Origin of the sequence: Micromonospora sp. NPDC049175, from assembly GCF_043197345.1 — a bacterium.
In the GTDB taxonomy this organism is placed as follows: domain Bacteria; phylum Actinomycetota; class Actinomycetes; order Mycobacteriales; family Micromonosporaceae; genus Micromonospora.
The window spans coordinates 127858-134081 of the sequence record NZ_JBICSY010000014.1 but is presented as its reverse complement, the minus strand read 5'-3'; the positions used below and the strand labels follow the sequence as shown (position 1 = coordinate 134081).

The window sequence follows — 6224 nt, the reverse complement described above, 5'->3', positions numbered from 1 at the left end:
TACGACAGCACAAGCACGGGCACGGCGGCGCGCGGACAGCACGAGCACCGACGCAGCGGCGGGCGGGCGGCGCAGGGGGCGCAGGTTGACGCATCGAGGCTTGCTGATCAGAATGAGTTACGGAGCCAGGTAGGGCCACCGGGACGAGGGCGACGACGGCGGGGCTCCGCTGTCGAGGATCGGCCGGTGCGCTTCCGCGAGTGTCCCCGTCCGCATGACATGGACCGTCGCGCACTGTCCGCGTACCCAAAAGGGGCGGTGACGTGCCGACGGCAGCTCACCCGGGCGGCCCATGGCCGGCGCCGGACCTCCGAATTGGAGCTCGAATGTTCCGTCCCAAAGCTCTCGGCGGTGCGCTGACGGCGCTCGCCACCCTCGCGGCTGGCGTGTTGCTCGCCACCGCCGTCAGCACCAGCCCGGCCGTGGCCGCTGGCACCGGCACCGGCTACCTGCACACGAACGGCAGTCAGATCGTGGACAGCACAGGCGCCACGGTCCGGTTGACCGGCATCAACTGGTTCGGCATGGAGACCGACAACAAGACCTTCCACGGGTTGTGGTCGAGCAACCCGTGGCGGGGGCAGCTCGACACGATGGCCCGGTTGGGTTACAACACGTTGCGGGTGCCGTACTCGAACGACGCGCTGAAGCCGGGCGCGACCGCCACCGGGATCAACGACTTCGTGAACCCGGACCTGATCGGGCTGTCGCCGTTGCAGATCCTGGACAAGGTGATCGCCTACGCGGGCAGCAAGGGGATGCGGATCATCCTGGACCGGCACCGGCCGACGTCGGCCGGGCAGTCTCCGCTGTGGTACACGCCGACGGTCTCCGAGGCGACCTGGATCAACGACTGGAAGATGCTCGCCCAGCGGTACGCGGGCAATCCCACGGTGATCGGGGCCGATCTGCACAACGAGCCGCACGCCGAGGGCACCAACCCGGCGGCCACCGGCGCGTGCTGGGGCTGCGGCGACACGGCGCGGGACTGGCGGCTCGCCGCCGAGCGGGCCGGCAACGCCATCCTCGGCGTCCAGCCCAACTGGTTGATCTTCGTCGAGGGGGTGAGCTGCCCGAGTGGTGGCCTCTCCAACGTGTGGGACAACGACCCGAGCAACGACGAGGACTGCGGCTGGTGGGGCGGCAACCTGTCGAAGGCGGGCCAGTTCCCGGTACGGCTGAGCGTGGCCAACCGGCTTGTCTACTCGCCGCACGAGTACGCCACCTCGGTGTACCGGCAGACCTGGTTCGACGCCCCGGACTACCCGGCGAACATGCCGGCCATCTGGGACAAGTACTTCGGCTACCTCTACAAGCAGAACATCGCGCCGATCATGATGGGTGAGTTCGGCAGTACCCTGGTCGACCCGAAGGACAAGGTGTGGCTGGAGAAGTTGATGGCGTACACCGGCACCGGGGTGACCGGGATGTCCTTCACCTACTGGTCGTGGAACCCCAACTCGGGTGACACCGGTGGCATCGCGCTCGACGACTGGACGAACGTCAACACCACGAAGCAGGCGATCCTCCAGCCGTACCTGATCCCACCGGCGGGTGGCGGCCCGACCGGCGGGCCGACCGGCGGACCCACAGGTGGACCGACGGGTGGGCCGACGACCCCGCCGCCGGGCGCCTGCACGGCCACCTACCGGCAGGTGAACGCCTGGCAGGGTGGCTTCCAGGGTGAGTTGACGGTGAAGAACACCGGTTCCGCCGCGGTAAACCCGTGGTCGGTCACCTGGACCTGGCCGTCCGGGGTGACGTTGGGCAGTGGCTGGAACGCCACCGTCTCCCAGTCCGGCACAACTGTCACTGCGGCTGCCCCCAGTCACGCGCCGTCCCTCGCGGCGGGTGGATCGGTGACCGTGGGCTTCACCGCCAACGGCACCGCCAGCGCGCCGGGTGCGGTAAAGCTCAGCGGCGCCAGCTGCTGAACCGCTGGGACGGCCGATGCCCACGGCATCGGCCGTCCCGGCCATTTACATCCAAGTGCTTCTATGCTTTCATCGGGAAAGCGCTTGCCTCCGCACGGGTGGGCGTGAGCGCGGGAGCCGCTCTCCTTCACCTCATCGCACCGGCGGGCCCGAGGACCACTGGTCCCGGCCACGATTCGCCGCCCACGGGCATGGGCGTCGCGACGGTCCGTCCGCCTCATCGAAAGGGAGCAGCATGCGCACAGGACGGCGTCGAATGACGCTGATCGCCACCACCGCCGCCGCCACCGCAAGCCTCGTCGCCGCCGGCCTGCTGACCTCCGTGTCCGCGCAGGCCGCCGCCGGCTGCCGGGTCGCCTACACGGTCGCCAGCCAGTGGCCGGGCGGGTTCACCGGCAACGTCACGGTCACCAACCTCGGCGACGCGGTCTCCGGCTGGACACTGCGCTGGTCGTACGCGGCCGGCCAGCAGGTCAGCCAGGCCTGGGGCGCCACCGTCTCGCAGAGCGGGGGCCAGGTCTCCGCCGCGAACGTCGACTACAACGGCAACCTGGCGACGAACGGCAGCACCTCGTTCGGCTTCAACGCGAGCGCGAACAGCGCCGGCAACCCGGACCCGACCAGCTTCACCCTGAACAACGTCGCCTGCACCGGCGGCACCACCACCCCGACCACCTCGACCACCCCGGGCACCCCGGGCGCCCCGACGACCCCGCCGATCCCGAGCGATCCGCCGCCCAGCGTCCCACCACCGACGGGTCTCGTCGGCTGGGCCACCCAGAACGGCGGCACCACCGGCGGCGGCGGCGCACCGACCACCACCGTCACCAACGCGTCGGCGCTGACCAGCGCGTTGAACGCGACAGGCGCCGCGGTGATCCGGGTGTCCGGTACGATCTCCTGCTCCGGAATGCTGCGGGTCCGGTCCAACAAGACCGTCCTCGGCAACTCCGGCGCCACGATCGCCGGCTGCGGACTCAACGTCAGCGGAGACCGCAACATCATCATCCGGAACCTGACCTTCCGGAACTGGAACGACGACGCGATAAACGTGCAGGAGTCGGCCACCAACATCTGGATCGACCACAACACCTTCAGCAACGGGTACGACGGCGCGGTCGACATCAAGCGCGGATCGGACTTCGTCACCGTGTCGTGGAACCGGGTCTTCAGCCACGACAAGGCCATGCTGCTCGGCCACAGCGACGACAACGGCGCCCAGGACACCGGCCACCTGCGGGTGAGCTACCACCACAACTGGTTCGACGGGAGCAGGCAGCGCAACCCCCGGGTGCGCTTCGGCAACCCGGTGCACGTGTTCAACAACTACTACCGGGCCAACGGCGGCTACGGCGTGGCCTCCACCGAGAACGCCGGCGTGCTCGTCGAGGGCAACTACTTCGAGAACGTCAACGACACGTACCACCTGGGCGAGGCCGACTCCGGGCCGGGCCGACTGGTCGCCCGGAACAACCACTTCGTCAACTCACCCGCCGGGCAGACCGGCGGCAGCGTGGCAAGCATCCCGTACTCGTACCAACTGGACACCGCGAGCACCGTCAAGTCCATCGTGACGGCGGGCGCCGGCGCCGGCCGGATCACCGTCTGACCGGGGAAGGGCCCCTCGACGAGGGGCCCTTCCGTGCGCTCAGTGGGTGGCGCAACCGGCGGTGGGCGCGGGCGCGACCGGCGGCGCGCCGATCGTCGGCAGACCGAGCAACACCCCGGGGGTACGCGGGGAGCGGCCCGCCTCGGCCGCGTCGCCGGCCCGGGTCCGTCGGTGCGACACCGGCGCCCCGTCGGCGTTGAGGTGGTGCGGAGCGGCGTACGTGATTGTGGTGTGCACGATGTCGCCCGGCCGGATCTGCCCGGCCATCGACTCCGCTCCCGGCGCCTGGGTCGCGAAGTGCACCAGCCGGCCGTCGCGGGCCCGACCGGACATCCGCCCGGTCCGCTCGTCCTTGCGGCCCTCGCCCACCGCGACGAGCACCTCGACGGTCTCCCCGACGAGCCGCTTGTTCTCCGCCCAGGTGATGTCCTCGACGCAGGCGATCAGCCGCTCGTAGCGCTCCTGCACGACCTGCTTGGGGAGCTGGTCGTCCATCGTCGCGGCGGGCGTGCCGGGGCGCTTCGAGTATTGGAAGGTGAACGCCGAGGAGAACCGGGCCTCGCGGACCACGTCCAGGGTGCGCGCGAAGTCGGCCTCGGTCTCGCCGGGGAAGCCGACGATGATGTCGGTGGTGATCGCCGCGTCCGGCATCGCCGCCCGGACCTTCTCGATGATCCCCAGGTAGCGCTCGGAACGGTAGGACCGGCGCATCGCCTTCAGCACGTCGTCGGAGCCGGACTGCAACGGCATGTGCAGCGAGTGGCAGACGTTCGGCGTCTCGGCCATCGCGGCGATCACGTCGTCGGTGAAGTCCTTCGGGTGCGGGCTGGTGAACCGGACCCGCTCCAGCCCGTCGATGTCGCCGCAGGCCCGCAACAGCTTGCCGAAGGCGTACCGGTCGCCGAACTCCACCCCGTAGGAGTTGACGTTCTGCCCGAGCAGGGTCACCTCCAACACGCCCTCGTCGACGAGGGCGCGCACCTCGGAGAGGATGTCGCCGGGGCGGCGGTCCTTCTCCTTGCCGCGCAGGGCGGGCACGATGCAGAACGTGCAGGTGTTGTTGCAGCCCACCGAGATCGACACCCAGCCGGCGTAGGTGGACTCGCGGCGGGTGGGCAGCGTGGAGGGGAAGACGTCGAGGGACTCCAGGATCTCCACCTCGGCGGCGGCGTTGTGCCGGGCCCGCTCCAGCAGCACCGGCAGCGCGCCGATGTTGTGGGTGCCGAAGACCACGTCCACCCAGGGCGCCTTGCGGACGATCTCGCCGCGGTCCTTCTGGGCCAGGCAGCCACCGACCGCGATCTGCATCCCGGGGTGCTTGTCCTTCACCGGGCGCAGGCGACCGAGGTTGCCGTAGAGCCGGTTGTCCGCGTTTTCCCGGACGGCGCACGTGTTGAACACGACGATGTCCGGGGTGTCGTCGGCGGGCACCGCCCGTACGTAGCCGGCCTGTTCGAGCAGGCCGGAGATGCGCTCGGAATCGTGGACGTTCATCTGGCAGCCGTACGTCACGACGTTGTAGGTCCTAGCCACCCTCTTGGTGCCCCTTCCCCTCGGGCTACCAGGGTAGCGGCCCGTTTGGTGGCCCCGACCCCCCGGCATTGACCCGGCGGCCCATGGCGGGCATCCACGGGGGGCAGTACGCTGCACATCAAGGATGTGTTCTGGGCGATTTCGGGGGCTTTGCACTCGGCGCCGACGATGCGCGGCTCCGTTCACGGGGGAGCACATGACGACCCGCGGGAGGCCAACCGTGACGCGACAAGATGCGGCACAGCGCACCGTCACGACTCCGGACGGGCGGCGCCTCGCGGTGGAGACCTCCGGTGCGCCCGACGGGCCCGCGGTCTTCCTGCTGCACGGCACCCCGGGCAGCCGCAGCGGCCCCCGGCCCCGGGGCATCGTCGTCTACCGCCTCGGCGTGCACCTCGTCTGCTACGACCGGCCCGGTTACGGCGACTCCGACCGGCACGAGGGTCGGCGGGTGGCCGACGCCGCCGCCGACGTGGCGGCGATCGCCGACGACCTCGGCATCGAACGGTTCGCGGTGGTCGGCAGATCCGGCGGCGGGCCGCACGCCCTGGCCTGCGCGGCGCTGCTGCCGGACCGGGTCACCCGGGCCGCCGTGCTGGTGGGTCTCGCCCCGGCCGGCGCGCCCGACCTGGACTGGTACGCCGGGATGGCCGCGACGAACGTGACGGACTACGGGCAGGCCGACGAGGACCTGACCGAGCTGACCCTCAACCTGAAGGTCCGGGCCGAGGAGGCACGCCGGGACCCGATGACGCTGCTGGACTTCCTCCGTCCCCAACTGCCCGACGAGGACATCCGGGTCGTCGACGACGTCGCGATCCGCCGACTGCTCACCGACATGTACGCCGAGGCGGTGCGACACGGCCCGGAGGGCTGGATCGACGACGTGTTGGCGATCCGACGGGGCTGGGGGTTCGACCTCGGCGCCATCCGCGCGGAGGTGCGGCTCTGGCACGGTGAGCAGGACCGCTTCTCCCCGGTGGAGCACTCCCACTGGCTCGCCTCGCGGATCTCGCGCGCCGAGGTGCAGGTGCAGGCGGGGGCCGCGCACTTCGGGGCGGTGGAGATCCTGCCGCAGACCCTGACCTGGCTGGCCACCCCCGACCTGGCGACAAGTCCCCGGCTGTAGGGCTTGTGTCACAGCCCCT

General features: G+C 70.5%; 4 protein-coding genes. 3 read left to right on the top strand and 1 reads right to left on the bottom strand.

What is annotated here, in order from left to right:
• The first annotated feature begins 326 nt into the window (after nucleotides 1-326).
• Both ACGFH8_RS33760 and ACGFH8_RS33755 read left to right on the top strand, forming a co-directional pair.
• Nucleotides 327-1934 carry a cellulase family glycosylhydrolase gene (locus tag ACGFH8_RS33760; protein ID WP_393375424.1) on the top strand — a complete coding sequence of 536 codons (1608 nt, stop codon included), beginning with the start codon at nucleotides 327-329 and terminating at the stop codon, nucleotides 1932-1934.
• 235 nt (nucleotides 1935-2169) lie between these two features.
• Nucleotides 2170-3543, top strand: coding sequence for a cellulose binding domain-containing protein (locus ACGFH8_RS33755; protein ID WP_393375421.1), 1374 nt, complete (start codon nucleotides 2170-2172; stop codon nucleotides 3541-3543).
• A 39-nt stretch (nucleotides 3544-3582) separates the two neighbouring features.
• On the opposite strand, the gene miaB is transcribed toward ACGFH8_RS33755, so the two are convergent.
• On the bottom strand, nucleotides 3583-5145 hold the full coding sequence (miaB, locus tag ACGFH8_RS33750; RefSeq protein WP_393375418.1) for a tRNA (N6-isopentenyl adenosine(37)-C2)-methylthiotransferase MiaB: 1563 nt from the start codon (nucleotides 5143-5145) through the stop codon (nucleotides 3583-3585).
• A 151-nt stretch (nucleotides 5146-5296) separates the two neighbouring features.
• Here miaB and ACGFH8_RS33745 point away from each other — a divergent pair, with 151 nt between their 5' ends.
• Entirely contained in the window at nucleotides 5297-6205 is a 909-nt protein-coding gene (locus tag ACGFH8_RS33745; protein ID WP_393375415.1) for an alpha/beta fold hydrolase, read from the top strand.
• The last annotated feature ends 19 nt before the right edge of the window (nucleotides 6206-6224 follow it).

Coding starts and splice junctions, on each gene's coding strand:
- ACGFH8_RS33760 (WP_393375424.1), top strand. CDS start 327: ATGTTCCGTCCCAAAGCTCTCGGCGGTGCGCTGACGGCGCTCGCCACC.
- ACGFH8_RS33755 (WP_393375421.1), top strand. CDS start 2,170: ATGCGCACAGGACGGCGTCGAATGACGCTGATCGCCACCACCGCCGCC.
- miaB (WP_393375418.1), bottom strand. CDS start 5,145: ATGCCGGGGGGTCGGGGCCACCAAACGGGCCGCTACCCTGGTAGCCCG.